Source organism: Paenirhizobium cremeum (assembly GCF_047553425.1).
GTDB classification, from domain to species: Bacteria; Pseudomonadota; Alphaproteobacteria; order Rhizobiales; family Rhizobiaceae; genus Allorhizobium; species Allorhizobium cremeum.
The window spans coordinates 2,866,666-2,892,745 of sequence record NZ_CP180217.1 but is presented as its reverse complement, the minus strand read 5'-3'; the positions used below and the strand labels follow the sequence as shown (position 1 = coordinate 2,892,745).

Sequence of the window (26,080 nt, the reverse complement as noted above, 5' to 3'; positions counted from 1 at the left end):
AGGGGATACTACGATGATGAATTCGCTGAGCAGGCGTATGCGCCTGATGACGACCAGCGCGGCGATGGCCTTGCTGCTGGCGGCAGCACCGCAGGCTTTTGCCGTTACGCCCGCCGACACGCTGGTCGAGGGCTTTGCCTTTGACGATATCATCACGCTCGATCCGGGCGAGGCCTTCGAGCTTTCGACCGCCGAGGTCACGGCCAACACCTATTCGAAGCTCGTCAATCTCGACATGAACGACACGTCGAAGGTCGTCGGCGAGCTGGCCGACAGCTGGACGATTTCCGATGACGGCCTGACCTATACCTTCAAGCTCAAGCCGGGCCTGAAATTCGCCTCCGGCAACCCGATCACCGCCGAAGACGTCGCCTTCTCCTTCGAACGCGCCGTCAAGCTCGACAAGTCCCCGGCCTTCCTGCTGACCCAGTTCGGCCTCACCGGCGACAACATCACCGAAAAGGCGAAGGCCGCCGACGAAACCACCTTCGTGCTGACAGTCGATAAGGCCTATGCACCGAGCTTCGTGCTCAACGTGCTGACCTCCACCGTTGCCTCTGTCGTCGACAAGAAGCTGGTGATGGAAAACGCCAAGCCGGTGACGCCGACCGACGAATACAAGTACGATACCGACTTCGGCAACGAATATCTGAAGACCGGCTATGCCGGGTCCGGTCCGTTCAAGATCCGCGAATGGCGTGCCAACGAAGTCGTGGTGCTGGAGCGGAACGACAATTTCTTCGGCGAAAAGCCGAAGCTCGCCCGCGTCATCTATCGCCACATGAAGGAAAGTTCCGGCCAGCGCCTCGCCCTTGAAAACGGCGACATCGACGTTGCGCGCAACCTCGAGCCCGGCGACCTCGACGCCGTGACCAAGAAGGAAGGCATCGCAACGACGTCCGCACCGAAGGGCACGCTCTACTATTTCAGCCTCAACCAGAAAAACGAGAAGCTGGCGAAGCCCGAGGTCATCGAGGCCTTCAAGTATCTCGTCGACTACGATGCGATCGGCGAAACCCTCATCAAGGGCATTGGCAGCATTCACCAGACCTTCCTGCCCGCCGGCCAGCTCGGTGCGCTCGAAGACAAGCCCTACAAGCTCGACGTTGCCAAGGCCAAGGAACTGCTGGCGAAGGCTGGCCTTGCCGACGGCTTCACCGTCACCATGGATGTGCGCAACAACCAACCGGTGACCGGCATCGCCGAAAACGTCCAGCAGACGCTTGCCCAGGCCGGCATCAAGCTGGAAATCATTCCGGGCGACGGTAAGCAGACGCTGACCAAGTACCGTGCTCGCCAGCACGACATCTATATCGGCCAGTGGGGCTCGGACTATTTCGACCCGAACTCCAACGCCGAGACCTTCACCTTCAATCCGGACAATTCCGACGAAGGCAAGAACAAGACGCTGGCATGGCGCAATGCCTGGGACCCGAAGGATCTGACCGTCAAGACGCAGGCCGCCCTTCTGGAGAAGGATTCGGCCAAGCGTGCGGCGATCTACGAAGACCTGCAGAAGCAGGTGCTCGCCACCGGACCATTCGTCATGCTGTTCCAGCAGATCGAGGTCGCCGGCTATTCCGACAAGCTCAAGGGCTTCAAGCTCGGCCCGAGCTTCGATACCAACTTCGTCTATACCGTCTCCAAGGACTAAGCTCCCTTGGCCCTGATGGAAACAAAGATCGAGGCGCGGCGCTCCGGCGCCCGCGCCTCGGCGCTCATCTTCTCGTTGCTGCGGTTTCTGCTGACCGTGGTGACGACCTATCTCGGCCTGCTCGCCGTGACCTTCTTCATCGGCCGCGTCGTGCCGATCGATCCGGCGCTGGCGATTGTCGGCGACCGGGCTCCGGCTCATGTCGTCGAGCGGGTGCGGGAAGAGCTCGGGCTCAACCTTCCCCTCTACGAGCAGTTCGTCATTTACATTCGTCAGGCGCTGACGGGTGACTTCGGGACGTCGGTGCTGACCACCAATCCGGTGATGACCGATATCCGCCGCGTCTTTCCGGCAACCATCGAGCTTGCCACGGTCGGCACACTGATCGGCGCCTTTTTCGGCGTGCCGCTCGGTGTTCTCGCCGCCGTCAAGCGTGGCAGCTTCGCCGACCAGATCGTGCGGATCATCGGGCTGATCGGCTATTCCGTGCCGATCTTCTGGCTCGGTCTTCTGGCTCTGGTGCTCTTTTACGCCAAGCTCAAATGGGTGGCCTATCCGGGCCGCGTGGACATCGTCTACGAGTATTCGTTTACGCCCGTGACCGGCTTCTTCCTGCTGGATTCCGCCATGCAGAGGCAGTGGGACGTCTTTCGGGACGTGTTCCGCCACATCATCCTCCCCGGCGCGTTGCTCGGCTATTTTTCGCTCGCCTATATCAGCCGCATGACGCGCAGCTTCATGCTGAACGAGCTGTCGCAGGAATATATCGTCGCCGCCCGCGCCAAGGGACTTTCCGAGACCCGGATCATCTGGTTCCACGCGCTCAGAAACGCGGCGGTGCCGCTGATTACCGTGATCGCGCTTTCCTATGCCGGGCTTCTCGAAGGCTCGGTGCTGACGGAAACGATCTTCTCCTGGCCGGGGCTTGGCCTTTACATCACCAATTCGCTGCAGAATGCCGACATGAATGCCGTGCTCGGCGGGACGATCATCATCGGTTCCGTCTTCATCGCCATCAACATCCTGTCGGACGTTCTCTATCGCATTCTCGATCCGAGGACCCGCAGCCGATGACGGCAAACGACATGACTGCAAAACCGACCCTCAGGCAATGGCTGCTGTCCGACCGGCCGCAATCGCGCCGTCAGGCCCGGCTCGGCCGGCTCTATGTGATCTGGCGGCAGTTTTCGGCTAACCGGCTGGCCGTGCTCGGTCTCGGCATCATCATCGCGCTGCTGCTCGTCGCCGTTTTCGCCGATGTGCTGGCGCCGCATTCGCCGATCCAGGGGGACCTCCGCGGCGCGCGGCTGCTGCCGCCGGGTTCGGGAGGCTATCTGCTCGGAACCGACGACCAGGGACGCGATATCCTTTCGCGCCTCATCCACGGCTCGCGGCTGACGCTCTTCGTCGTCGTGCTTGTCGCCATCATCGCCGCGCCGATCGGCCTTATCGTCGGGACGGTTTCCGGCTATGCCGGCGGCTGGGTGGATGGCGTGCTGATGCGGACCACCGACATCTTCCTCGCCTTTCCGAAGCTCGTTCTGGCGCTGGCGCTCGTCGCTGCGCTCGGTCCCGGCATCGAGAACGCGGTGCTTGCCATCGCGATCACCTCATGGCCGCCTTACGCCCGCATCGCGCGGGCCGAGACGATGACCTTCCGCAATTCGGATTATATCTCCGCGGTTCGGCTGATGGGCGCGTCGCCGATGCGCATCGTGTTCTTCCACATCATGCCGCTCTGCATCTCATCGCTGATCGTGCGCGTGACGCTCGACATGGCCGGCATCATTCTGACGGCGGCCGGTCTCGGCTTCCTCGGTCTCGGCGCGCAGCCGCCGCTGCCGGAATGGGGCGCGATGATCGCTTCCGGCCGTCGCTTCATCCTCGACCAGTGGTGGGTCGCGGGCATGCCGGGTTTTGCCATTCTCGTCGTCAGCCTCGGTTTCAACCTGCTCGGCGACGGCCTGCGCGATGCGCTCGATCCGAAGGAGGCGGGACAGTGACGCCACTGCTTACCGTCGAGAATCTCCGGGTCAGCTTTCCAACCCGGACCGGCATGGTCGAGGCCGTGCGCGGGGTGAACTTCACGCTCGGCCGCGAGCGGCTGGGCATTGTCGGCGAATCCGGTTCCGGCAAGTCGCAGACCGGCCGGGCGATCATGGGCCTGACGCCGAAGCACGCGAACATTACCGCCGACCGCCTCGCCTTCGGGGAGGCCGATCTTCTCAAAATGCAGGCGTCCGAGCGGCGCAGGCTGCGCGGCAAGAAGATCGCGATGATCCTGCAGGACCCGAAATACTCCCTGAACCCGGTCATGCCGATCGGCCGGCAGATCATGGAGACGCTGAAGACGCACGAGAAGGTCTCCCGCTCCGAGGCGAAGGCGCGGGCTCTCGCCATGCTTGAAGCGGTGCAGATCCGCGATCCGGAGCGCGTGTTCAACCTTTATCCGCACGAGGTCTCGGGCGGCATGGGCCAGCGCATCATGATCGCCATGATGCTGGTCTGCGGTCCGGAACTGCTGATTGCCGACGAACCAACCTCCGCGCTCGACGTGACCGTGCAGCTCGAAGTGCTGGCCATTCTCGACAAGCTGGTGGTCGAACGCGGCATGGGCCTGGTCTTTATTTCGCACGACCTGAGGCTGGTCTCCTCCTTCTGCGACCGCGTGCTGGTCATGTATGCCGGCAGGGTGGTGGAGGAACTGGCGGCGTCGCGGCTTTCCGAGGCGCAGCATCCCTATACGAGAGGGCTTCTCAACTGTCTTCCGAAGATCGAGGGCGACCGGCATCCGCTTCCGGTTCTGGAGCGTCAGGCGGAGTGGAAGCTATGACGGCATCGGCACTTTCCATTCGCAACATGGTCGTCACCTTCGACGAATTCCGGGCGCTCGATACGGTCAGCCTCGAAATTCCGGTGGGCGAGTCCTTCGGCATCGTCGGTGAATCCGGTTCGGGCAAGTCGACTTTGCTCAGGGCCGTCGCGGGGCTGAACCGCTTCGAAAGCGGCAGCCTCGAAGTCAATGGCCGGGCCTATTCCGGCTGGCGGCGGGATCATGAGTTCTATCGCACGGTGCAGATGGTGTTCCAGGACCCCTACGGCTCCCTGCATCCGCGCCAGACGGTCGACCGGCTGCTGCTCGAACCGCTGGCGATCCACGGGTTCACCGATACGGAAGTCCGCATCGAGCGTGCGCTCGACGAGGTGGGGTTGGGGTCCGGTTTCCGCTTCCGCTTCTCGCATCAGCTTTCGGGCGGCCAGCGACAGCGGATCGCGATTGCGCGTGCGCTGATCCTCGAGCCGAAGATCCTGCTGCTCGATGAACCGACGTCGGCGCTCGACGCCTCGATCCAGGCGGAAATCCTGAACCTCCTGGAACAGGCCCGCAGGGATCGCGGCCTGACCTTCGTCATGGTCAGCCACGACCTCGCGGTCATCAGCCATATGTGCGAGCGTCTCGCCGTGATGAAGTCCGGCAAGGTGGTGGAGACGCTGAGCGTCGAGCAACTGCGCCGCCACGATGTCGCGACCGATTACACCCGCAAGCTGATGGTGGCGAGCGAAGGCTTTGTCCGTCACGAAGCCTAGTTTAGCGGGACGCCTCAGGCGACCCGCACGCCCTGACGCCAGACCGCCTTCAGGAAGGGATGGCCGTCATGCAGGCCGACATGCAGCAGGTCCGCGCGCCTGCCGGCGGCGATTTCGCCGCGGTCGCCAAGGCCGGCTGCTTCCGCCGGCGTCTTTGTCACCATGCGCAGTGCTGCCGGCAGGTCGTAGTCGAGGGCGGGGTCGGCGGCGATCATGAAGGCGGCGTCCAGCAGCGAACGCGGCACGTAATCCGATGCGAGGATATCGACCAGCTTCTCGTTGAGCAGGTCGCGTACCGCGATATTGCCGGACTGCGAGCCGCCGCGCAGGATGTTGGGGGCTCCGGCGACGATCAGCATGGCACGGGCGCGCGCTTCGCGGGCCGCTTCCATGGTGCAGGGGAATTCGGAGATTGCGACACCTTCGTCGGCAGCGAGATCGACGTGCTCGATATCGGTGTCGTCGTGGCTGAGCAGCGGCAGGCCGCGCGAGCGGGCGAGTTCCACCACCTTCGGGCGTACCGTCTCACCGATATGGCTCTTCTCGGCGAGGAGCACCTTGATCTTCTCGCGCACCAGATCGTGGCTTTCGCCGGTCGACTTGACGGCGCGGGAGACATAGGCGTCGAGGTCCCGGCTCTGGCGGATGCCCGGCAGATGTTCCATCACCGAGACGACGCGCACGATGGGGCGGTCGATATTGGCGGCCGTAAGGGCCGGGGTTTCCGGGTCGGTGATCTCGCAGCGGAGATGGATGAGGTGTTCCGAGCGCAGCATGCCGCCGGCCTGCGCCCGTTCCAGCGCGTCGATCATCGGGGCGAGGATCTGGGCGCGTTCCGGATTGTCGGTCGTGGCGCCGACGCAAAGACTGTCGAAGACGGTGGTGACGCCGCCGCCGATGATCTGGGCGTCATGGGCAAGGGCTGCGCGCATGAAATCCCAGCGAACATGGGCGCGCGGATATACGTGCTTTTCGAAATGGTCGGTATGGATGTCGACAAGGCCCGGCACAAGATAGTCGCCGCCGAGGTCGATGGCATCCGTGGCGGTCCGTCCGACATCGACCGAGACGATGCGGCCGTTTTCCGCGACCACGGTTCCATGGAGGATTTCATCGGCAAGCACGATGCGGGCGTTGGTGAGAACGAGGGTGGAGGTTTCGCCGGCAGCGCCGTTGTCGGAAGTCATGTCCATCAGCACGGCTCATCTCTCCTGTTTCTTATCACGGGGCATGCAAGGAAGGGCGACTCACCAACCCGACCGCGCGCCCGTCCTTAGCCGTGCTGCGTGACGCTTCTATGTCAAAGAACCGAAAGGGCTTCGTCGGCAATGACCTGTTCCTCGTCGGTGGCGATCACCATGACAGCGACGGGGGAATAGGGCGAGGAGATCGTTTCCGCATTCGTGGCATTGGCAGCGTCGTCGATTTCGACGCCGAGGAAGGCGAGGCGGTCGCAGACGGACTGGCGGATGAGCGGCTGGTTTTCGCCGATGCCGGCCGTGAAGACCAGCGTGTCGAGCCCGCCGATGGTGGCGGTCAGCCTCGCGATTTCGCCTGCTATGCGGAAGGTGAAGACGTCGATGGCTTCCCGCGCGGCATCCGCATCGGTTTCCAGCAGCACCCGGCTGTCGGCGCTGATGCCGGAAAGGCCGATAAGGCCGGACTTGTGGTAGACGATGTCCTCGACCTCTTCGCGGGAAAGGCCGAGTTCTCCCATCCAGTGGAAGATGACGCCGGGATCGAGCGCGCCGGAGCGGGTCGCCATGGGGATACCGTCGATGGTGGAAAAGCCCATGGAAGTGTCACGGCTCAGCCCACCCTCGATGGCGCAGATGCTTGCGCCGCTGCCGAGATGAGCGACCACGATGCGTCCCGCGGCGTGTTCCGGATGGGCTTTGGCCAAGGCGCTCGCGATGAACTTGTAGGACAGGCCGTGAAAGCCGTAGCGCTTGATGCCCCTGTCATGGAATCCACGGGGAATGGCGAAGCGCCTGATAGTTGGCGACTGGCTGCGGTGGAAAGCGGTGTCGAAGGAGGCCGTTTGCGGCAAGTGGGGCTTGAGATGCCGGATCGCCTCGATCAGCCGCAGGTTCTGCGGCTGGTGCAGGGGGGCGAGCGACGTCAGAGAGGCGATCTTCGCGATCACCTCGTCATCGATCGGCACTGGTCCGGGGAAGATATCGCCGCCGTGGACGACGCGATGGCCGACGGCAGTCACGGCATTCAGGTCGAAGTGATTGGCGAGCCAGCCGAAGGTTTCGTCGAGCACCTCATGCAGCACGTCCCCGCCTTCGGCCTCCAGCGGGACGTCGAAGGTTTCCGGGCCCTCGACGAGATGGAAGGTCAGCGGCTTGTGGCGGAAATCGATCATGCCCTTGCCGATGCGGCGGGCGTGGCCATCCTCGCGCCGGAAGAGGCCGATCTTCACCGTCGATGAACCGGCATTGAAGGTCAGCAGGAGCTGTTCGTTCATAGGGGGGCTCGTCCGAACTGGGCGCGCCGTGCGGCGACCAGTTTAGCGAGGGCGGCGGAGGCGATGCGGGCCTTCACGCTGTCGGCGCGGCTTGTCAGGACGATGGGCACGCGCGCGCCGAGCACGATGCCTGCCGCATCGGCGCCGGCGAAATAGATCAGCTGCTTGGCGAGCATGTTGCCGGCTTCGAGGTCGGGCACCAGCAGGATGTCGGCCTGCCCGGCGACCGGCGAAACGATCCCCTTGGTGCGGGCGGCGTCGAGATTGATGGCATTGTCGAAGGCAAGCGGTCCGTCGACCTTTGCGCCGGTGATCTGCCCGCGCGACGACATGACGGTGAGCGCGGCCGCATCGAGCGTCGCCTGCATCTTGTCGTTGACCGTTTCGACGGCGGCGAGAACGGCGACCTTGGGTTCGACGAGGCCGAGCATATGCATGAGGTCGACGGCGTTCTGGCAGATGTCGCGCTTCTGCTCGAGCGAGGGGGCGATGTTGATCGCGGCGTCGGTGACGGCCAGAAGCTTGGAGTAGGCGGGCACGTCCATCATGTAGACATGGCTGATGCGCCGGTCGGTCCTGAGACCCGAGCCGGCCGCGACGACGGCGCCCAGCAGTTCGTCCGAGTGGAGGCTGCCCTTCATCAGGGTCGATACCTTGCAGGTGGCGGCCAGTTCCGCGCCCTTGGCAGCGGCAGCGTGGCTGTGCTCGACGGATATGATCTCGAAGCCGTTGAGAGAAAGGCCAGCCTTTTCCGCCGCAGCGCGGATCTTTGCTTCGGGGCCGATAAGAATGGGGTCCAGCAGACCTTCTTCACGCATCTCGACGGCGGCCTGAATGGATTCCGGCGAGCAGGGGTGAACGAAGGCCGTTTTCGCAAGAGGAAGGGCGCGGGCCTCTTCAACGATCGGATCGAAACGGTTGTGCCGCTGCACGGCGATGGCGGTGGGCGCGCTTTGCGGCCAGGCGATGCGTTCCGACGGGGCGATGACGGTGGCTGTGCCGAGCAGGACTTCTTCGCCATGCTGGTTGGTGCAGCGGGTGTCGAGCAGGACGATGTTCTTGTCGGGCCGCTTTTCCTTGACCGTTACCTTTGCGGTGATGGTGTCTCCCGGGGAGACCGGTTTGCGGAAGTGCAGGTCCTGCCCGAGATAGATGGTGCCGGGGCCGGGCAGTCTGGTGCCGAGAACGGCGGAGACGAGGGCCGCCGTCCACATGCCGTGGGCGACGATGTGGCCGAAGAAATCCTTGGCGGCGAATTCGGGATCGACATGCGCCGGGTTGTAATCACCGGAGACGCTGGCGAAGAGGTCGATGTCGTCGCGTCCGATGGTGCGTTCAAGGCTGGCGCTGTCGCCGATCTCGATCTCCTCGAAGATCCGGTTCGTCAGGAGGGTCTGGTGCATCTCGGTCTCACTTCTGGTGGACATAGGTTCCGGGAGCCGCCTCCTTGGCGCTATAGCCGTTTTCGCTCGATCCCATCGGCGGCGGGGCCACCTTTTCCGGCGTGGAATGTCCGGCAAGCCATTGCGACCATTTCGTCCACCAGGAGCCTTCCTGCACGGGGGTATCGGCCGCCCATTCCTCGGCGCTGACGCAAGGGTCGGAGGCAAGCTTGGTGGTGATGCGATAGTGCCGGTGCGGATGGCCCGGTTCGCTGACGATGCCGGCATTGTGGCCGCCGCTGGTCAGCACGAAGGTGACGTCGGTGTCGGTCAGGTAGTGGATCTTGTAGACGGATTTCCACGGTGCGACATGGTCGCGTTCGGTGCCGACGGCAAAGACGGGAACGCGGATGTTCTGCAATGCCGCCGGATGGTCGTCGACCATGAAGCGGCCGGCTGCGAGTTCGTTGTCGAGATAGAGGCGCTGCAGATATTCCGCATGCATGCGGAATGGCATGCGGGTCGTGTCCGCATTCCACGCCATGAGGTCGATCATGGGGGTGCGCTCACCCATCATGTAGTCGCGCACCACGCGCGACCAGATCAGGTCGTTGGAGCGCAGGAGCTGGAAGGCGCCGGCCATCTGGTCGGCGGAGAGGAAGCCCCGGTTCCACATCACGCTTTCGAGAAAATGCAACTGGCTGTGGTCGATGAAAAGCGCCAGTTCTCCCGGTTCGGAAAAATCAGTCTGCGCGGCAAACAGCGTGACGGAGGCGAGCCGGTCGTCCTTTGCGCGCGCCATGGCGGCAGCGGCAATCGAAAGCAGGGTTCCGCCGAGGCAATAGCCGGTCGCATGCACCTTTCGCTCCGGCACGATGGCGTTGATCGCATCGAGCGCGGCCATCACGCCGAGGCGGCGATAATCGTCCATGCCGAGTTCTCGGTCGGCAGCGGTCGGGTTGTGCCAGGAAATGCAGAAGACGGTGTGGCCCTGCTCGACAAGGTAACGGACCAACGAGTTCTGCGGCGACAGATCGAGAATGTAATATTTCATGATCCAGGCCGGCACGATCAGGACGGGCTCGGCATGGACCGCATCCGTCACAGGCGAATACTGGATCAGTTCAATCAGGCGGTTGCGATAGACAACGCGGCCGGGTGTTGTCGCGACCGTTTCGCCGGGCACGAAATCCTCGGTGCCGGCAACCGGCTGTTTCGTCAGTTCGCGATTGGCGTCCTCGATGAAGTTCTTGAAGCCGTCGAAGAAGTTCATGCCGCCGGTCTCAAACGCGCGTTTCATGACAACGGGGTTGGTCAGCGCAAAGTTCGAGGGCGAGAAGATGTCGAGGATCTGGCGAGTGGCAAAGGAGATCACGTCCTCATGATGGGGCGTGACGCCGGGAACGTCAGTGGTGACATTGTGCCACCATTGCTGGTTCAACAGGAAGCACTGGGCCATGGCGTTATAGGGGAAATGCCGCCACTCTTCCGCCGTGAAGCGATCGTCGCCCGGCAGCGGTTCTATGCAGGGCGGTGTTTTCGGATCGACCGCCGTTGCCGCGAGATGCGTCAGCAGACGGTTGCTCTTGCGGAGTGCCTTCTGAACGAGTTCGAGGCGCTTGCCCGGAGCCATGCCGAGATGGATCGCCCAGTCATAGATCGCAAGCGAAATCGCCGCCGGCGAAAGGCCGCCGGTCAGGGGCGCGATCATCGCCTCGTTCATGCGGGTCAGGGCCTCGAAGGCTTCCGCCTCGGAGCCTTCATCGGGTCCGAAGGCCGCGATGGCCGTTTCGAAATTGGAAAGGGACGGGTCTCCGGCCCGGATCATGCTGGCAGTCGACATGCTTTTCCTCTCTTCCGACAGGAGGCAACTCACTCCATGTCATGAAGCGATAGAACGTCTTCATGACGAATTCGCGAAGCCGAAACACCCGCATTCCGCGACGCGGCCGACCATGCGCCGCTGCCGGCACTATAGTCACCCACGCAAATGACGGTCAACCAGACGTAGTATGCGTCTCATCTGCTAGCGCCTTCAGTCCACCCAGCATGAAGGTGGTGATACTGCGGGTCAATTGCGGCAGTTCGTCCCGCGAAAGGCCGAGATTGGGAAAGAGCGTGGGAATGACGGTCTTTTCGCCGATCAGCAGCATCAGGAAGGGACCGATGCAGGCGATGGTGGCCGAGGCCACGGCGGGATGTTCGGGGGGCAGGTCGAGCGTTTCGGCAACGAGGTTGGTCACAACCCGTTTCTTTGGCAGGATGGCCCTCTGCCTCAGGACCTCGAAGGCGGGGGAGGGAGAGAAGATCTCCCGCATCAGCAGCCGGATGGACGCCGTCTCTCCCGGAGAGGCGAGCAGAATGGTGGAGACCATCTCGATCAGGCGCGCCAGCCGCTGCTGCGGGGGAATGTCGAGGCTCGCGACCGCGGTCAGCCTGTCGAGGCTGACCAGCCTATCATGGGCATCGACGAGCAGTTCCTCGTAGAGCTTGCCGATACTGCCGAAATAGTAATTCACCGCCGCCGTGTTCGTACCGGCCGCGGCCGTGATCTCCTTGCTCGTGGTGCGGCCGACGCCCTTTTCCGAGAATATCCTCGCGGCCTCGTCGAGCAGCAGCCGGCGGGTTGTGATCCCGTCGTCGCGTCTGCGCCGCTTTTCTGTTTCGTGCATGCTTTCCTTCATGCCTGGCAGGCTAGCGGATTGCGACAAAAAAGTAAAATTCAAATTTGAATTTGACTTATGGCGCGAGACGGCGTTAGCTGAAGGGGTGCACCGGGAGACTTACGATGCGAAAAGCGCTTGTTGTAGTGGTTTTGCTTGCTTTGGCCGGAGCTGCTGCCTGGTATTATCGTGAAAGCCAGAGCGCTGCGGCGGGCTTTGCGCTCTATGGCAATGTGGAGTTCGATCAGGCCGACCTTGCCTTCCATGCTAGCCGTCGTGTCGCAGAAATCCTGGTGGACGAAGGATCTGCCGTTCATGCCGGGCAGGTGCTCGCCCGGCAGGACACCGGCAATCTCGAGCCGCAGATCGCGCAGGCCGAAGCGACGATTGCCTATAACGAGGCGGTGGTCGCCGAACTGCGCAACGGCAGCCGTCCGGAGGAGATTGCCCAGGCGCGGGCGAACCTGGTCGCCTCGGAGACCGATGCCGCCAATCTCAAGCAGCAATATGATCGCGTTCGCCAGCTCGTCAGCACCAGCACGGCGAGCCAGCAGTCGCTCGACGAGGCGAAGGCGGCTTCCGAAATTTCGGCTGCGAAAGTGATCGTCAGCCGCCGGACGCTCGATCTGGTTCTCGCCGGCCCGCGCGCGGAGAAGATCGCCCAGGCGGAGGCGCAGCTCGACGGCGCCAGGGCGCAGCTTGCGGTTCTGAAGGAGCAACTGGCCGACATGGAACTCAAGGCGTCGGCGGATGGCGTCATCCGCTCTAAGCTGATGGAGCCGGGCGAGATCGCGACGCCCAGTCGTGCGGTGCTGTCGCTTGCGATGACCGGCGACAAGCGGGTCCGGGCCTATGTCTCGGAGAGTGAACTCGGCCTGATCCGCGAGGGCATGGCGGCGCAAGTCTCCGTCGACAGTGCGCCCGACAAGACCTTTGTCGGGCGGGTCGGCTTCATCTCGCCGGTCGCCGAATTCACGCCGAAGACGGTGCAGACCGAGGAACTGCGTTCCAGCCTCGTCTATGAAGTGCGGGTGCATGTCGAAGATCCCCACGACCAGCTCCGGCTCGGCATGCCGGCGACCGTGACTTTCCCGGGTGGTGACGGCAAACCGGTCGAGGGGGCGGGATCATGACGAACGACGGCCGGGCGAGCCTCGTTCTCGTCGAGGATCTTCGCAAAGCCTTCCGCCACAAGGCCGGCAAGGTGACCCAGGCGCTTGCCGGGATCTCGTTTGCGGTCGAAGAGGGAACGCTGACGGCGCTGGTCGGGCCTGACGGTGCCGGCAAGACGACGCTGATCCGTCTGGTGGCCGGCCTGATGCCGGCCGATAGCGGGCGGCTCGATGTCTTCGGCCGGCCGGTCGCCGACGATCCTCAGGTCGTGCAGAACCGCATCGGCTACATGCCGCAGAAATTCGGTCTCTATGAAGACCTGACCGTTCAGGAGAACCTCGATCTTTATGCCGATCTCCATGGCGTCGAGCGGGCGGCCCGCAAGGATATCTATGCGCGATTGATGGAAATGACCGCGCTCGGCCGCTTTACCGAGAGACCGGCGGGAAAGCTCTCCGGCGGCATGAAGCAGAAGCTCGGCCTTGCCTGCACGCTGGTGCGCGCCCCGGACCTGCTGCTTCTGGACGAGCCGACCGTCGGCGTCGATCCCCTGTCGCGCCGCGAGCTTTGGGAAATCGTGCTCAAGCTGGTGCGTGAAGACAGGCTGTCGGTGATCGTCGCCACCTCCTATCTCGACGAGGCCCAGTTCTGCGACCGCGCCGTCGTCATGCATGAGGGCGCGATGCTGGCGCAGGGAACGCCCGACGAGATCACCGCTAGGGCGACGGGGCGGGTTCATCTTGTCGCGCCGCCCGCGGGCATGAATGCCCGTAGCCTGCAGGTGACGCTTGCGCGCGAGGCAGATGTCATCGATGCCGTGCCGGAGGCCGGACAAGTGCGGCTCGTCATGGACAAGCCGGAGAGGCCGGTGCCGCGTCTTTCAGGCGAACCTCTGGAGGCCACAGCCGTCGCGCCGCGTTTCGAAGACGGGTTCATGGCGATCTTCTCGGAAGTTGCCGGGGAGCGGAAAGAGGCGAAGGTGTCCTTCACCCCGCGTACGGGCAAGGATGGCGACGTCACGGTTGCCGCCGAACACCTGACGCGGCGGTTCGGCGATTTCACCGCCGTCGACAATGTCAGTTTCTCGGTTCGGCGTGGTGAAATCTTCGGCCTGCTCGGGCCGAACGGCGCGGGTAAGAGCACCACGTTCCGCATGCTCTGCGGCCTTCTTCCCGCGAGCGACGGCAAGCTGAATGTGGCGGGCGCCGATCTCTTCACCGCGCGGGCGGAGGCCCGTCGACGTCTTGGCTATGTGGCGCAGAAGTTTTCCCTCTACGGCAGCCTCAACGCCGATGAAAACCTCGACTTCTTTGCGCGCGCCTATGGCCTTTCCGGCAGGCTGCGGCGGGAAAGGGTGGCGTGGGCAAAGGCCGAATTCGAGCTTTCCGATCACGCGGGCATGCCGAGCGGGCAGTTGCCGGGCGGTTACAAGCAGCGGCTGGCGATGGCGGCCGCGCTGCTGCACGAGCCCGATATCCTGTTTCTCGACGAAGCGACCAGCGGCGCTGACCCCAGGGCACGGCGGGAATTCTGGGCGCGGATCTCGGCGCTGTCGGAGCAGGGCGTGACCGTCATCGTCACCACCCACTTCATGGAGGAGGCCGAATACTGCGACCGCATCGTCATCATGGATGGCGGCCGGGATCTGGCGCAGGGAACGCCGGCCGAAATCCGGGCGCATGCGCCGGCGGTTGATGGACGCGAGCCGACCATGGAGGACGCCTTCATTGCCATCATCGAGGCGGCGCGCAACGGCCGCGACGGCGACAAACGGGAGCAGGCGGCATGAGCGGCACGACGTCCGGCACTGGAGGAACTCTTGCGAGCCTTGCGCGGATCGCGGCCCTGATCCGCAAGGAAAGCTATCAGGTGCTGCGCGATCCGAGCAGCATCATCGTCGGCATCGTCATGCCGATGGTGTTGCTCATTCTCTTCGGCTACGGCCTGAGCTTCGACGTCAAGCGGGTGCCGCTTGCGGTGGTGATGGAGGAATCGAGCGACGAGGCGCGCGAGCTTGCTGCCGGTTTCAGCCTGTCGGAATATTTCTCGACCATCGACGTGAAGACCATGGTGGATGCCGAACGATTGCTGAAGACGGCGAAGATCGACGGCATCGCGCGTATCCCGGCCGATTTTGCCCGCGATCTGGCGCTCGGCAAGGCCGAGGTTCAGGTGGTGGTCAACGGAACAGACGCCAACACCGCCCGCATCGTGCTTTCCTATGCGCAAGGGGCGGTCGGAAGCTGGGCGGCGCGGCATCAGGCGGATGGCCGTCTTGCAGTCGGCGTGCCGCAGGTCGTCGTCGAAAGCCGCCTGTGGTTCAACGCCGCCAACAACAGCCAGCATTTCCTCGTGCCCGGCCTGATCGTGCTGGTGATGACGCTGATCGGCGCGCTTCTGACCTCCCTCGTGGTGGCGCGGGAATGGGAGCGCGGCACGTTCGAGGCGCTGTTCGTCACGCCGGTCCGGCCCGTCGAGATCCTGCTCGGCAAGACGGTTCCCTATTTCGTGCTCGGCATGCTCGGGCTCGGGCTTTCGATTGCCGGAAGTCAGGTGCTGTTCGACGTGCCGATGCGCGGCTCGCTGCCGCTGCTCATTTTCGTCTCCTCGCTCTATCTCATGGTCGCGCTCGGCATGGGGCTGGTGATCTCCTCGGTGACGCGCAACCAGTTCGTCTCCAGCCAGATCACGTTGATCGTCTCCTTCCTGCCGGCTTTGATCCTGTCGGGCTTCATTTTCGATATTCGCAGCATGCCGGACGCGGTGCGGCTGATTTCCTACATTTTTCCGGCGCGTTATTTCGTCTCCGTGCTCCAGACGCTTTTCCTGGCCGGCAATGTCTGGAGCGTCGTGCTGCCGAATGCGGCGGTGCTCGCCGGCATGGCCTTGGCTCTGATGACGATTGCGGTCCGTTCGACGCAGAAGAGCCTGAGGTGAACGGCATGGATACGCTATTTCGCATCCTCGCCCTGATCCGCAAGGAACTGCTCGCCATGCTCAAGGACCCGCGGGCGCGGTTCCTGCTGGTGGTGCCGCCGTTGTTGCAGAGCCTGATCTTCGGCTATGCCGCGACCTATGACCTGAACGATGTGCCCTATGCGGTGCTCGATCTCGATCGCAGCGGCGCATCGCGCGAACTGATCGCCCATTTCGACGGTTCCGGCGTCTTCCGCAGGGTGGCGACACTCAACAACGACACCGATATCGCGCCGCAGATCGATGCGCGGCGGGCGCTGGTGGTTGTGGTGGTCGAGGATGGTTTCGAGCGGAAGCTCAACGCCGGCGAAACGGCGTCGGTCCAGGCGATTGCCGACGGGCGCAATTCGAATACGGCCGGCACGGCGCAAGGCTATGTCTCGCAGATCGCGCAGAGGTTCGCGGAAGACTGGCGCGAGGAGCGTGGCATTTCCGCGCCGGGGCAGGTGAAGCTTTCGACCCGCGCGTGGTTCAACCCGAATCTGGAGACGCGCTGGAACATGATTACCTCGATGGTCGCGATGATTACCATGACGATGACCATGGTGCTGACATCACTGTCGGTGGCGCGCGAGCGCGAGGAGGGCACGTTCGAGCAGCTGCTGGTGACGCCTTTCCGGCCGGGCGAGGTGATGATCGGCAAAGCGATCCCGTCGATGATGGTCGGCCTGCTGCAGTCGACAATCATCCTTCTCGTGGCGCAGTTCTGGTTCCGCATTCCCTTCGAAGGCAGTTATTTCCTGCTTTATATGGGGCTCGTGCTGTTCCTGACGGCTGTGGTTGGCATCGGCCTCTTCCTGTCGGCTCTCGCGCTCACCATGCAGCAGGCGATGATCTCGTCCTTCGTCACCATCATGCCGTTCTCGCTGCTCTCGGGCATGACGACGCCGATCGAAAACATGCCGGATGTCCTGCAATATCTGACGCTCATCAACCCGCTGCGTTATGCAATCAGCATTGTGCACCAAGTCTATCTGCAGGGGGCCGGGCTGGCGGAGGTGAAATATGAACTGCTGGCGCTCGCCGCCATCGCCTCAGTCACGCAGCCAGTGTCCGCATGGCTGTTCCGGCACAGGCTTTGACGGCAGGCTTTTGCCGTGTATCCGCTGCACGGGGACACTGCAAGATGGTGGCAGAGGGGGGGAAACCACGAACCGAGGGCGTCCTTAACCTACGAACCGGGCTGAAATCGCTTGCGATTTTCGGACGTCAGCCGAAGCGGTCGCGCCAAGAGGCTTGAGCATTCTCCACCGGAAGTGCGGCCGCTTCGTAGACGCCGCGGGCGATTGCGCGGGCCGTGACGATGGTCGCCAGATGGCACAGTTCCATGAAATCGGCGAGATCGGCAAGCGGCTTCGCCCTCGTCGCTGCGGAAAACATGGTATCGCCATCGGCCGGCAGATGGGCGGGAAGAACCGCCCGTGCAAGGCCGTCATGGGCCAGGATCGACAGGCGATGAACCTGCGCCTTGCTGAGCACCGCATCGGTGACGACGGCGCCGATGGTGGTGGCGGTGAGATTGACGCCCTTTGCCCTCAGCGCAATGTCGGATGCGGTGAAATTCTGCGGCATGCCCTTGCCGCCAAACTCGCCCTCCTGTTCGAACGGCGCCGACCAGAAATGCGGGCCGGTGCCGATGGTGGCCGAGCCCATGGCGTTGACGGCGACGATGGCAGCGATCCGGTGGCCGCGCGATGTTTCCGCGCTGGCCGAGCCGAGGCCGCCTTTCAACGTCGCCGTCGTCGCGCCCGTGCCGGCGCCGACCGTTCCAAGTTCGAATGGGCCTTTCGCTGCAGCCTTGAAGGCGTCGTAGCCCATGTCGCGATAGGGCGATTGCAGCCCCCAGTCCTTGTTGCCGCCGTTCAGAAGGTCCATCAGGATCGCCTGTGGCACGATCGGCACCCGGACATTGCCGACCTGAAAGCCGCGTCCGATGGAGCGCAGGCCCGCCTGCACGCCGCCTGCGGCATCGAGCCCGAAGGCGGAACCGCCGGAAAGCACCAGCGCATCGACGGCCTCCACCACCATCGACGGATCGAGCAGGGCGGTTTCCCGTCCGCCCGGTGCGCCGCCGAGCACCGTGCCGGATGCAACCGCCGGTTCGTCGAAGACGATGGCCGTGACGCCGGAGCCGAGCGCAAGATCGGTGGCATGACCGACGGACACGCCGTCGATATCGGTGAGGAGATTGGTGAGGGCGGGCATGGAGGATTCTTCCTGTGATCGGATGCGGGGAGGCTAGGCGGAAGAGGAGGGGCAGGCAAGTGGGAGCAGTTCTTTCGGGGCCGGCGGGGGGCTCCGCCACCCCCTCATCCGGCCCCACCTGGCCACCTTCTCCCCGCTGGGGAGAAGGGGTTTTGAACAGGGCGGGTTGCTGCGTCCTGCTGCCCGAACACTCACATCGTCTTGCCGCCGAAGTTGGCGGCGATGCGCATTTGCAGGTAGTCGTGCGCGGTCATCGGTTCGTACTTCTTTTCCGGGCCCTGGATCACGGCGTCGCAATTGGCCTGGCAGAAGAAGGCGAGCGAATAGCGCGGCCCGTGCGGCTCGTCCGGACGCGGCATGCGCACCCGGTGGAGCGTCGACTTCAGCTTGTCGTCGCTCCAGCGCATCAGCATATCGCCGATGTTGCAGGTGACGACGCCCGGAAGCGGCGGGATCGAGGTCCAGGTCTGGCTCTCGTATTCATGGCCCGGGCAGACCTGCAGGCCGCCCTGGCCGGGACGCTGGTGCAGCAGCGTCAGGCAATCGTAATCGGTGTGGGCGCCGGCGCGCCATGCCTTGTAGTCCTCCGGCTTCGGATCGACGAGCGGCAGGTAATGCAGGAGCCGCAGCGTGCTCTGATATTCCTTCGAGGACGGATCATGCAGCGTGGTGAAGAAATTCTCCGGGAAGCCGAGCTTCAGGGCAAAGCAGGAGAGAACCTTCATGCCGAGTTCCCAGTTGACCCGCTCGAAGGCCAGCATCTTTTCCTTGAAATCCGGCAGTTCCTCCTCGCTCGGCCACAGCACGGCCATGCGGGGAAGAGTGATCTGGTAGCTTTCCTTCTGGTCGGCCGCGCCGGTCGAGGGGCGCACTTGCGCCTTGTATTCCCAGCCGGAATTGGTGCCTTTCAGCAGCGGATATTTGCCCTTCACCTCGGCCGGCAGGTCGAAGAAGCGGGCTTCGTATTCGAAGGCCTCGTCGATCTGTTCCTGCGGAATGCCATGGTTGACGAGTTGGAAGAAGCCGACCGTGGTTGCGGCTTCCCAGAGCTGGTCGGCGATCTCGGCCTTGCGGTTTTCGAAATCGCTCATGTCGATCTGGCGGATTTCGCGCTCGGCCTCGAGGCCTTCGCCGCCGACGGTCGTTTCCTTGTTCAGTTCTGCAAGGCCATAGGAATTAGCACTCATTTCAGTCTCCATAGAGGTTTGGGCGCCGGACCGTCCGGCGCCTTCCAAAAGGAGCAATGACCCGGCGCCCACAGAAACCCGTGGGGCGCTTGACTGCTTCTACTCCTGCCTCCGCCTCCGGCCGCACGGCCGGGGACGGAATTTCGGGACCGGCATCCGCCGGCTTACTGCCCCCTGGGAATGCTCCAGGGGAAGAAGAGGCGCTGCACCAGCGAGACGAGCTGGAAGAGCAGCAGCGACATCAGCACCAGCACGGAGAGCCCCGCCCAGGCCTGAGGAAGCTTGAAGAATGATGTCGAGAACTGGATGAAGTAGCCGATGCCCTTCTCGGCTGCGACGAACTCGGCCACCACCGCGCCGATGACGGCGAGCGTCACCGAAATCTTCAGCGCGGAGAAGATGTAGGGGATCGCATAGGGCAGCCGGATCTGGGTGATCTCCCTGTGCGCCGGCGCCTTGAGGCTCTTCGAAAGCTCGATCAGTTCCGACGGCGTCGCCATCAGACCGGTGGCGGTCGAGACGACCAGCGGGAAGAAGGTGATGAGACAGGTGATGACGATGCGCGGGGCATCGCCCGAGCCCAGAACCACGATGATGATCGGCGCGACGGCGACAATCGGGGTGGACTGGACGACCACGAGGATCGGATAGAGCGCGTCCGACAGCATCTTCGAGCGGGTGAGCATGACGGCGATGGGGAGCGCGATGGCGATCGACAGGAAATAGCCGATCAGCGCGACGCGCAGGGTCGCCCAGACATGTTCGATCCAGCGCTTGACCTCGATGTCGCCGAAGCCCTCCATGACGATGCGCGAGGGGGCGGGCAGGATGAAGGACGGTATGGCGAAGACGCGGGTCGAGGCTTCCCAGAGGATCAGGATCAGCAGGAAGGTTGCGGCCGGCAATATGCCGGGGGTGTCCAGGAAGCGACGGAAGGCGGTCCGGTTGTTCATGGTCAGGCCTCCCGCTTCAAGAGGAGATTGCGGAGATAGCCCGAGTAATCCTGCATTGCCTTCGATCCCGTGGTCTCGACACCGCGGGGACGCGGGATATCGATGGCGAGATCTTCCGCGACCGTGCCGGGCCGGCCGCTCATCACCAGAACCCGGTCTGCAAGAAGCACGGCCTCGCTGATCGAGTGGGTGATGAAAAGAACGGTCTTGGGCTGGGATTCCCAGATGCGCAGGAGTTCGAACCCCATTTCCTCGCGGGTCAGCGCATCGAGCGCGGAGAAGGGTTCGTCCATCAGCAGGATATCGGGGTTGAGATGCAGGGCGCGCGCAATGCCGACACGCTGCTGCATGCCGCCGGAAAGTTCCGAGGGGAGGCGCTTCTCGAAGCCGGCAAGGCCGACCTTGGCCAAGAGTTCGCGGGCGCGGACGCGATCTTCGGCCGAAACGCGCCCGGTCTTGTGACGTATCGGGAAGACGACATTGTCCTCGATGGATGCCCAGGGCAGGAGCGTCGGCTTCTGGAAGACGATGCCGACATCGTCACGCGGTTCGGTGACGGGATGACCGAACACATCGACCGAACCGGAGGTCGGCGGAAGCAAGCCGGCAATCGAGCGCAGCAGTGTGGACTTGCCGCAGCCCGAGGGGCCGAGAACCGCCACGAACTGGTGGCGGCTCACGTCGAAGCTCACCGCCCGCAATGCCTCGAGCGGACCCGAGGAGGTCTGGTAGACCTGCCCCATGGCCTTGAACGACAATGCGGGGGGAGAAATGGAACCGGCCATGCGCGAGGCTTACTCGGCGAGGAAGCTGCGGTTGACGCTCTTTTCCGGGTCAAGTGCTGCCGGATCGAGCTTCTGGGAGGCGGCAACGCGCTTCCAGGTCTCGGCGAGGCGTGCGGTTTCGAAGGTGCCGAGGCCATCCTTGTCGGTCACCTCGTTGAATTCGAGGACCATGGTGTCCATGATCGCGCCCTTGACCACGTCGACAGGCAGTTCCGGCACGAGCTTGTTGACCGAAACGGCGGCGTCATCCGGATTGGCCTTCACGTATTCCAACGACTTCTTGAAGGCCTTGACGAAGCGTTTTGCAACGTCCGGGCGCTCGGTGATGAACTTGTCGGAGGCAAGCAGCGAGGCGGAATAGAGGTCGAGGCCGGCGGCGTACCACGGCATGATTTCCAGTTCCTTGCCGGCTTGCGCTGCCTGGCCGTTGAAGATCGAAACATTGGTCATCCAGGCGATGATGACGTCGGTCGCGCCGGTCATCAGCATCGGGCCGAGGGCACCGGGATCGGCCTTGGTCAGCGTGATGTCGGATTCGGAGAGGCCCTTGTCGGCGAGGACGAGCGGCAGGAAGACGTTGGAGGAGGTAAACGGCGAGGTGGCGACCTTCTTGCCCTTGACGTCCTCGATCTTGGAAATGCCGGAGCCCTTCAGGGCGAAGAAGGCGTGCGGGCCCTTGTTGAAGATCGACATGATGCCGGTGACGGCAACCTTCTCGGTGACTTGGGCGGCCATCAGCGCGCCGATATCGGCCGAACCGACGTCGGAGGTGCCAGCCGCAAGGCGGGTGATCGCCTCGGTGGAGCCGCGGCCGGGCTCGACCTTTACTTCGATGCCTTCCTCGGCGCAGAAGCCCTTGTCCATACAGACGTAGATCGGCGCCTTGTCGCCGCCCGGCAGCCAGTCGAGCTGGAAGACCACGCTGTCGGCGGCGGAAGCCGAGCCGGCGAGCAGCGTTGCGAAAAGCGAGACGTAAAGGCGTTTGGCAAAGCGGGCTTTGGTCATTCCTGATTGTTCTCCTGTGCTCACGGGGCCTTCGATCCTGCGGTCTGCGACGGCAGGTGGCTCTATTGCTTTGTTGGAATGGGGCGAGGCGGTGCGAAGCGGCATTTTTCCGGCGAAAAGCAAAAGGTCTCTCACTCGAGCAATGTCCCAGGCAAAGGGCCCTGACCGCTTCTACTCGCCATCTTCTCCGTGCATCTTCCGTGCCAGATCGGATTTGCTGCCGTTTTGCGGGGGTTTGCCGCGTGGCTCGAAAACGGCGACTGCTCCTTGAGCAAAAAGACTGGCGACATGATGTATATTGCTCAAACTATATGCAAATGGCGCATTGCTTATTATTTTGGCTTTTTGTCTTGCGGTCGTGGTTCCGCGCCTTTAGCCTTCCGGAAACGGACGGCAAAGAAAGGCAAGATACGTGACCGCGGCTACCGGTATCAGGGAAAACGACGAAACCTACCTGCGTCTTTCGATCGATGTCGCGAGGCGTTCGCGAGAGCGGGGCGATCATCCCTTCGGCGCGATCCTTGTCGGTCCGGATGGCGCGGTATTGCTGGAAGCGATGAATACCTGCGGCACGGAGGGCGACCGTACCGGACACGCCGAGCGTAATCTGATGACCGCGGCCTCGAAGAAATACGATGTCGAATTCCTCCGCGGCTGCACCATGTATACGAGCGCTGAACCCTGCGCCATGTGCGCCGGATCGGTCTATTGGACCGGTGTCGGCCGCGTGGTGCATGGCATGAGCGAGAAGGCCTTGAAGGATCTGATCGGTCCCGATCCGGAAAACCTCACCATGGACCTGCCGTGCCGAACGGTATTTGCTTCCGGCCAGCGTTGCGTCGAGGTGGTCGGGCCGCTGCTGGAGAAGGAATCCGCAGTCGTGCATGAGGGTTTCTGGACGGGACTGTGAACGCCTGGTGCGGCCGTTGCCAGGGCCGACGGCAAATTCCACGCCTGTAGTATCGCGATAATACCCGCCGGTTTCCGATCTTTGCTAGCGTCCGCCCGACACATCGAAACGGGAGGATGACATGTCGAAAAAGATCCTGATGATCGTCGGCGATTTCGCCGAGGACTACGAGACCATGGTGCCGTTCCAGACGCTGCTTGCCGTCGGGCATACGGTGCATGCGGCCTGCCCCGGCAAGAAGGCCGGACAGTCGATCGCAACCGCGATCCACGATTTCGAGGGCGACCAGACCTATAGCGAAAAGCGCGGCCACAACTTCGCGCTCAACGCCACCTTCGCCGATGTCAAGGCTTCCGACTACGATGCGCTGGTGATCCCCGGCGGCCGCGCGCCGGAATATCTGCGCCTCAACCCTGACGTCATCGCCGCCGTGAAGCATTTTTTCGATGCTGACAAGCCCGTTGCCGCCGTCTGCCATGGCGCGCAGATCCTTGCGGCTGCCGGTGTCCTGTCCGGCCGCACCTGCTCGGCCTATCCGGCCTGCCGCCCGGAAGTGGAGCTTGCCGGCGGCAAATATGCCGAGATTGCCATCGACGCCGCCGTGACCGACGGCAAGCTGGTGACGGCACCCGCCTGGCCGGCGCATCCGGCGTGGCTTTCGCAGTTCATGTCGGTTCTTTCCGCCTGATATCGTTCGGCCAGACGAATGGCGGCTTAGGCTCGCCGCCGTCTGGCCCATGGATGCTGCGCATCGCGCTTTTCGAAAATCGATTTCGATCGTCGGGCCGATGCGATAGGTTCGGGTTGTCGGAGGTAACGCACATCGGGAGGACGGCATGTGCAAGCTCTTCATCCAGGCTGATCCCGGTCTCTGGGAAAGCCACACCAAGTCGATGCGCATCGACGGCATGGTCACCAGCGTGCGGCTCGAGAACTTCTTCTGGATGACACTGGAGGAGATCGGCCGGCGCGACCGCATGACGGTGATCCAGCTCATCGCCAAGCTTTACCACGAATCGATCGATGCCGGGCATGACCTCGGCAATTTCACCTCGTTCCTGCGCGTATGCTGCGGGCGTTACCTTTCGCTGCAGCTTTCCGGCGACATTCCCGACAATACGGACCTGCCGATCTCCTCGCTCGACGCGGACCGCATCCTCAATGCCGAGCAGGCCAAGTATCACTGACACGTCGTTCTTCGCTTCGACCGCTTCAAAAGAAAGGGCGCCGAAGCGCCCTTTTTCCCGTTTAACAGGCTTTCACCGTTTCAGCATTCTCGGATCGAGCGCGTCGCGGATGGCGTCGCCGATATAGTTGACGCTCAGGACCGTCAGCGAGATCGCAAGCCCCGGCCACAGCACGCGGGACGGGTTGATCTGCAGGAAGTTGGCTCCGTCATAGAGAAGGCGCCCCCAGGTCGGGAAGTCCGAGGGGAAGCCGAGCCCGAGGAAGGAGAGCGCCGATTCCGTGATGATGGCCGAGGCGATGCCAAGCGTCGCCGAAACCATGATCGAGCTCATGACATTGGGCAGGATGTGTTTGAGGATCACCCGGTATTCATGCATGCCGCTCGACTTGGCGGCGAGGATGAATTCCTGGCTTTTGACCGCAAGCACGTCGCCGCGCACGATGCGGGCGGTGTGCATCCAGCTCGTAATCCCGATTACGAAGACGATCAGGATGAAGATGCCGGTTTCAGGCCCGAAGGCTGCCCTCAACGTATCTCGGAAGAGCATGATGATGACGAGCAGTAGCGGCAGCAGCGGCAGCGCAAGAAAGAGGTCGGTGAGCCGCATCAGCGGCCCGTCGATCCGCTTGAGATAGCCCGCGAGAACCCCGACCAGCGTGCCGAGGAAGAGCGACAGGAGCATGGCGGTCATGCCGACGGCGAGCGAGATCTGCCCGCCGGCGAGAACCTGGGCCAGCATGTCGTGGCCGAGATTGTCCGTGCCAAAGGGATGGGCGAAGGACGGCCCCTGGTTCTTGGCGCGGATGTCGATCTTGTTCGGATCGATCGTATGGATGAAGGGACCGAGATAGACCGCGGCGACGATGAAGACGAAGACCGCGAGGCCGGCGACGCCGCCGGGATGCGCGCGGAACTGCCGCCAGAGATCGGCAAGCGGCGAACTCTTCCTCTCGGTTGCGGGAGCAATTGCGACGGTCGTGTCAGTCATAGCGTATCCTCGGGTCAAGGATGCCGTAGAGAACGTCGGCAATCAGGTTGAAGAGGACGATCAGGAAGGCGAAGATGAAGGTCAGCGTCTGGACCAGCGGAATATCCGCTCCCTGGATTGCGGTAATCAGAAGCTGTCCGAGGCCGTTCACCCGGAAGATCTGTTCGGTGATGATGGCGCCGGAGAAGATCGTCGGCACGCCGAGCGCGATGACTGTTACCACCGGGATGAGGCTGTTGCGCAGCACATGCACCAAAAGCACGACCTTTTCCTTCACCCCCTTGGCGCGGGCGGTTCGAACGTAGTCCTGATGCAGGTTGTCGAGCATCGAGGCGCGCACGAAGCGGCTGATCTGCGAGGTGTTGTAGAGCGTCAGCACGAGCACCGGCAGGAACATCTGCCTGGCCTGGGCGACGAAGCTCGACCAGTCGTTGACCACGAGGTTGGTGTCGTAGATCGACGGGAACCATTGCAGGTAGGAGCTGAAAATGACGATCAGCAGCACGCCGGTGAAGAAGGTCGGAACCGAATAGCCAACCATCGAGACGAAGGTGCCGATCTGGTCGAACAGCGAATACTGCTTGTAGGCCGAGACGACGCCGATCGGGATCGCCAGCATCACGCCGAAGAGATAGGAAAGCCCGACGACCCAGAGGGTCTGCGGCAGGCGCTGGACGATCAGGTCGACGACCGGGCTGCGGGTCGCCCATGAAAGCACGCGCAGGCGATTGCCGTCGCCGACGGTCATGCCGGTGATCTGTTCGAAGATGTTGAGCGGTTCATTGACGAAGAACTGCTGAAGCCAGCGCAGGTAGCGGATGACGAAGGGCTGGTCGGCACCCATGGCGGCACGGATCTGTTCGCGAACCTCGGGAGGAATGGTCAGCGGCAGGTCGCTTAGGGGATCGCTCGGAGCAAGGTCGAGCAAGGCGAAGATGATGAAGCTGATGACCAGCAGTGTCGGGATTGCAAAGAGCAATCGCCGCAGCGTGAAGGTGAACATCGGAGG

Annotated in this window: 24 protein-coding genes; 12 read left to right on the top strand and 12 right to left on the bottom strand. The window is 63.1% G+C overall.

What is annotated here, in order from left to right; genetic code table 11:
- The first annotated feature begins 13 nt into the window (after positions 1 to 13).
- The 5 genes from ACLBKR_RS14210 to ACLBKR_RS14190 are packed head-to-tail and all read left to right on the top strand — an operon-like array spanning position 14 to position 5,242.
- The gene (locus ACLBKR_RS14210; protein ID WP_113340822.1) at positions 14 to 1,654 is read left to right on the top strand and encodes an ABC transporter substrate-binding protein; all 1,641 of its coding nucleotides are present in this window, start codon (positions 14 to 16) and stop codon (positions 1,652 to 1,654) included.
- Positions 1,655 to 1,660: 6 nt separating this feature from the next.
- A complete protein-coding gene (locus ACLBKR_RS14205; RefSeq protein ID WP_113340821.1) occupies positions 1,661 to 2,728 on the top strand; it encodes an ABC transporter permease in 1,068 nt (355 codons plus the stop codon).
- Positions 2,725 to 3,657, top strand: a complete 933-nt coding sequence (locus tag ACLBKR_RS14200) for an ABC transporter permease (RefSeq protein WP_112829312.1) — start codon at positions 2,725 to 2,727, stop codon at positions 3,655 to 3,657. Before ACLBKR_RS14205 ends, ACLBKR_RS14200 begins: the two co-directional genes overlap by 4 nt.
- Entirely contained in the window at positions 3,654 to 4,487 is an 834-nt protein-coding gene (locus ACLBKR_RS14195; protein ID WP_112829313.1) for an ABC transporter ATP-binding protein, read from the top strand. The genes ACLBKR_RS14200 and ACLBKR_RS14195 overlap by 4 nt, the downstream gene beginning before the upstream one ends.
- Complete coding sequence (locus tag ACLBKR_RS14190) at positions 4,484 to 5,242, top strand: ABC transporter ATP-binding protein (protein ID WP_414899447.1); 759 nt, start codon at positions 4,484 to 4,486, stop codon at positions 5,240 to 5,242. Before ACLBKR_RS14195 ends, ACLBKR_RS14190 begins: the two co-directional genes overlap by 4 nt.
- A gap of 14 nt (positions 5,243 to 5,256) precedes the next feature.
- On the opposite strand, the gene ACLBKR_RS14185 is transcribed toward ACLBKR_RS14190, so the two are convergent.
- The 5 genes from ACLBKR_RS14185 to ACLBKR_RS14165 form a co-directional block, all read right to left on the bottom strand.
- Positions 5,257 to 6,435, bottom strand: coding sequence for an alpha-D-ribose 1-methylphosphonate 5-triphosphate diphosphatase (locus ACLBKR_RS14185; RefSeq protein WP_414901796.1), 1,179 nt, complete (start codon positions 6,433 to 6,435; stop codon positions 5,257 to 5,259).
- Between the two features lie 107 nt (positions 6,436 to 6,542).
- The gene (locus ACLBKR_RS14180; protein WP_414899446.1) at positions 6,543 to 7,715 is read right to left on the bottom strand and encodes an acetate/propionate family kinase; all 1,173 of its coding nucleotides are present in this window, start codon (positions 7,713 to 7,715) and stop codon (positions 6,543 to 6,545) included.
- Positions 7,712 to 9,118 (bottom strand): bifunctional enoyl-CoA hydratase/phosphate acetyltransferase, encoded by a 1,407-nt coding sequence (locus ACLBKR_RS14175; RefSeq protein WP_414899445.1) that lies wholly within the window; start codon positions 9,116 to 9,118, stop codon positions 7,712 to 7,714. The genes ACLBKR_RS14180 and ACLBKR_RS14175 overlap by 4 nt, the downstream gene beginning before the upstream one ends.
- A 7-nt stretch (positions 9,119 to 9,125) precedes the next feature.
- Positions 9,126 to 10,940, bottom strand: a complete 1,815-nt coding sequence (locus ACLBKR_RS14170; protein ID WP_414899444.1) for a PHA/PHB synthase family protein — start codon at positions 10,938 to 10,940, stop codon at positions 9,126 to 9,128.
- A 154-nt stretch (positions 10,941 to 11,094) separates the two neighbouring features.
- On the bottom strand, positions 11,095 to 11,769 hold the full coding sequence (locus tag ACLBKR_RS14165) for a CerR family C-terminal domain-containing protein (RefSeq protein ID WP_162757663.1): 675 nt from the start codon (positions 11,767 to 11,769) through the stop codon (positions 11,095 to 11,097).
- A gap of 116 nt (positions 11,770 to 11,885) precedes the next feature.
- Between ACLBKR_RS14165 and ACLBKR_RS14160 the strand changes: the two genes are divergently transcribed.
- Genes ACLBKR_RS14160 through ACLBKR_RS14145 form a run of 4 tightly spaced genes read left to right on the top strand, consistent with a single transcriptional unit; the run spans position 11,886 to position 16,931 of the window.
- Positions 11,886 to 12,893 (top strand): efflux RND transporter periplasmic adaptor subunit, encoded by a 1,008-nt coding sequence (locus ACLBKR_RS14160; protein ID WP_113447710.1) that lies wholly within the window; start codon positions 11,886 to 11,888, stop codon positions 12,891 to 12,893.
- Positions 12,890 to 14,662 carry an ATP-binding cassette domain-containing protein gene (locus ACLBKR_RS14155; protein ID WP_113487120.1) on the top strand — a complete coding sequence of 591 codons (1,773 nt, stop codon included), beginning with the start codon at positions 12,890 to 12,892 and terminating at the stop codon, positions 14,660 to 14,662. Before ACLBKR_RS14160 ends, ACLBKR_RS14155 begins: the two co-directional genes overlap by 4 nt.
- On the top strand, positions 14,659 to 15,810 hold the full coding sequence (locus tag ACLBKR_RS14150; RefSeq protein ID WP_113487118.1) for an ABC transporter permease: 1,152 nt from the start codon (positions 14,659 to 14,661) through the stop codon (positions 15,808 to 15,810). Before ACLBKR_RS14155 ends, ACLBKR_RS14150 begins: the two co-directional genes overlap by 4 nt.
- A gap of 5 nt (positions 15,811 to 15,815) precedes the next feature.
- A complete protein-coding gene (locus ACLBKR_RS14145) occupies positions 15,816 to 16,931 on the top strand; it encodes an ABC transporter permease (RefSeq protein ID WP_113487208.1) in 1,116 nt (371 codons plus the stop codon).
- Between the two features lie 127 nt (positions 16,932 to 17,058).
- On the opposite strand, the gene ACLBKR_RS14140 is transcribed toward ACLBKR_RS14145, so the two are convergent.
- The 5 genes from ACLBKR_RS14140 to ACLBKR_RS14120 all read right to left on the bottom strand — a co-directional run bounded on the left by ACLBKR_RS14140 (position 17,059) and on the right by ACLBKR_RS14120 (position 21,984).
- Positions 17,059 to 18,054 carry a P1 family peptidase gene (locus ACLBKR_RS14140; RefSeq protein WP_113457343.1) on the bottom strand — a complete coding sequence of 332 codons (996 nt, stop codon included), beginning with the start codon at positions 18,052 to 18,054 and terminating at the stop codon, positions 17,059 to 17,061.
- A 191-nt stretch (positions 18,055 to 18,245) separates the two neighbouring features.
- Complete coding sequence (locus ACLBKR_RS14135) at positions 18,246 to 19,241, bottom strand: isopenicillin N synthase family dioxygenase (protein WP_113488132.1); 996 nt, start codon at positions 19,239 to 19,241, stop codon at positions 18,246 to 18,248.
- Positions 19,242 to 19,405: 164 nt separating this feature from the next.
- Positions 19,406 to 20,194 carry an ABC transporter permease gene (locus ACLBKR_RS14130; RefSeq protein WP_113488133.1) on the bottom strand — a complete coding sequence of 263 codons (789 nt, stop codon included), beginning with the start codon at positions 20,192 to 20,194 and terminating at the stop codon, positions 19,406 to 19,408.
- A gap of 2 nt (positions 20,195 to 20,196) precedes the next feature.
- Positions 20,197 to 20,967, bottom strand: a complete 771-nt coding sequence (locus ACLBKR_RS14125; RefSeq protein WP_113340965.1) for an ABC transporter ATP-binding protein — start codon at positions 20,965 to 20,967, stop codon at positions 20,197 to 20,199.
- Between the two features lie 21 nt (positions 20,968 to 20,988).
- Positions 20,989 to 21,984, bottom strand: a complete 996-nt coding sequence (locus ACLBKR_RS14120; protein WP_112829323.1) for an ABC transporter substrate-binding protein — start codon at positions 21,982 to 21,984, stop codon at positions 20,989 to 20,991.
- Between the two features lie 412 nt (positions 21,985 to 22,396).
- On the opposite strand from ACLBKR_RS14120, the gene ACLBKR_RS14115 reads away from it, so the two are divergent.
- The 3 genes from ACLBKR_RS14115 to ACLBKR_RS14105 all read left to right on the top strand — a co-directional run bounded on the left by ACLBKR_RS14115 (position 22,397) and on the right by ACLBKR_RS14105 (position 24,081).
- Entirely contained in the window at positions 22,397 to 22,894 is a 498-nt protein-coding gene (locus ACLBKR_RS14115) for a nucleoside deaminase (RefSeq protein ID WP_414899443.1), read from the top strand.
- A 121-nt stretch (positions 22,895 to 23,015) separates the two neighbouring features.
- Positions 23,016 to 23,582, top strand: a complete 567-nt coding sequence (locus ACLBKR_RS14110) for a DJ-1/PfpI family protein (protein WP_162759223.1) — start codon at positions 23,016 to 23,018, stop codon at positions 23,580 to 23,582.
- Positions 23,583 to 23,730: 148 nt separating this feature from the next.
- Positions 23,731 to 24,081 carry a ribbon-helix-helix domain-containing protein gene (locus ACLBKR_RS14105; RefSeq protein WP_113447703.1) on the top strand — a complete coding sequence of 117 codons (351 nt, stop codon included), beginning with the start codon at positions 23,731 to 23,733 and terminating at the stop codon, positions 24,079 to 24,081.
- 72 nt (positions 24,082 to 24,153) lie between these two features.
- On the opposite strand, the gene ACLBKR_RS14100 is transcribed toward ACLBKR_RS14105, so the two are convergent.
- Both ACLBKR_RS14100 and ACLBKR_RS14095 read right to left on the bottom strand, forming a co-directional pair.
- Complete coding sequence (locus tag ACLBKR_RS14100) at positions 24,154 to 25,071, bottom strand: ABC transporter permease (RefSeq protein WP_113424430.1); 918 nt, start codon at positions 25,069 to 25,071, stop codon at positions 24,154 to 24,156.
- Positions 25,064 to 26,074: an ABC transporter permease gene (locus ACLBKR_RS14095; protein ID WP_112829326.1), complete on the bottom strand. Its 1,011-nt coding sequence runs from the start codon at positions 26,072 to 26,074 to the stop codon at positions 25,064 to 25,066. The genes ACLBKR_RS14100 and ACLBKR_RS14095 overlap by 8 nt, the downstream gene beginning before the upstream one ends.
- Positions 26,075 to 26,080: the final 6 nt, after the last annotated feature.

Coding starts and splice junctions, on each gene's coding strand:
- ACLBKR_RS14210 (WP_113340822.1), top strand. CDS start 14: ATGATGAATTCGCTGAGCAGGCGTATGCGCCTGATGACGACCAGCGCG.
- ACLBKR_RS14200 (WP_112829312.1), top strand. CDS start 2,725: ATGACGGCAAACGACATGACTGCAAAACCGACCCTCAGGCAATGGCTG.
- ACLBKR_RS14190 (WP_414899447.1), top strand. CDS start 4,484: ATGACGGCATCGGCACTTTCCATTCGCAACATGGTCGTCACCTTCGAC.
- ACLBKR_RS14185 (WP_414901796.1), bottom strand. CDS start 6,435: ATGGACATGACTTCCGACAACGGCGCTGCCGGCGAAACCTCCACCCTC.
- ACLBKR_RS14180 (WP_414899446.1), bottom strand. CDS start 7,715: ATGAACGAACAGCTCCTGCTGACCTTCAATGCCGGTTCATCGACGGTG.
- ACLBKR_RS14175 (WP_414899445.1), bottom strand. CDS start 9,118: ATGCACCAGACCCTCCTGACGAACCGGATCTTCGAGGAGATCGAGATC.
- ACLBKR_RS14170 (WP_414899444.1), bottom strand. CDS start 10,940: ATGTCGACTGCCAGCATGATCCGGGCCGGAGACCCGTCCCTTTCCAAT.
- ACLBKR_RS14165 (WP_162757663.1), bottom strand. CDS start 11,769: ATGCACGAAACAGAAAAGCGGCGCAGACGCGACGACGGGATCACAACC.
- ACLBKR_RS14160 (WP_113447710.1), top strand. CDS start 11,886: ATGCGAAAAGCGCTTGTTGTAGTGGTTTTGCTTGCTTTGGCCGGAGCT.
- ACLBKR_RS14155 (WP_113487120.1), top strand. CDS start 12,890: ATGACGAACGACGGCCGGGCGAGCCTCGTTCTCGTCGAGGATCTTCGC.
- ACLBKR_RS14150 (WP_113487118.1), top strand. CDS start 14,659: ATGAGCGGCACGACGTCCGGCACTGGAGGAACTCTTGCGAGCCTTGCG.
- ACLBKR_RS14145 (WP_113487208.1), top strand. CDS start 15,816: ATGGATACGCTATTTCGCATCCTCGCCCTGATCCGCAAGGAACTGCTC.
- ACLBKR_RS14140 (WP_113457343.1), bottom strand. CDS start 18,054: ATGCCCGCCCTCACCAATCTCCTCACCGATATCGACGGCGTGTCCGTC.
- ACLBKR_RS14135 (WP_113488132.1), bottom strand. CDS start 19,241: ATGAGTGCTAATTCCTATGGCCTTGCAGAACTGAACAAGGAAACGACC.
- ACLBKR_RS14130 (WP_113488133.1), bottom strand. CDS start 20,194: ATGAACAACCGGACCGCCTTCCGTCGCTTCCTGGACACCCCCGGCATA.
- ACLBKR_RS14120 (WP_112829323.1), bottom strand. CDS start 21,984: ATGACCAAAGCCCGCTTTGCCAAACGCCTTTACGTCTCGCTTTTCGCA.
- ACLBKR_RS14110 (WP_162759223.1), top strand. CDS start 23,016: ATGTCGAAAAAGATCCTGATGATCGTCGGCGATTTCGCCGAGGACTAC.
- ACLBKR_RS14105 (WP_113447703.1), top strand. CDS start 23,731: ATGTGCAAGCTCTTCATCCAGGCTGATCCCGGTCTCTGGGAAAGCCAC.
- ACLBKR_RS14100 (WP_113424430.1), bottom strand. CDS start 25,071: ATGACTGACACGACCGTCGCAATTGCTCCCGCAACCGAGAGGAAGAGT.
- ACLBKR_RS14095 (WP_112829326.1), bottom strand. CDS start 26,074: ATGTTCACCTTCACGCTGCGGCGATTGCTCTTTGCAATCCCGACACTG.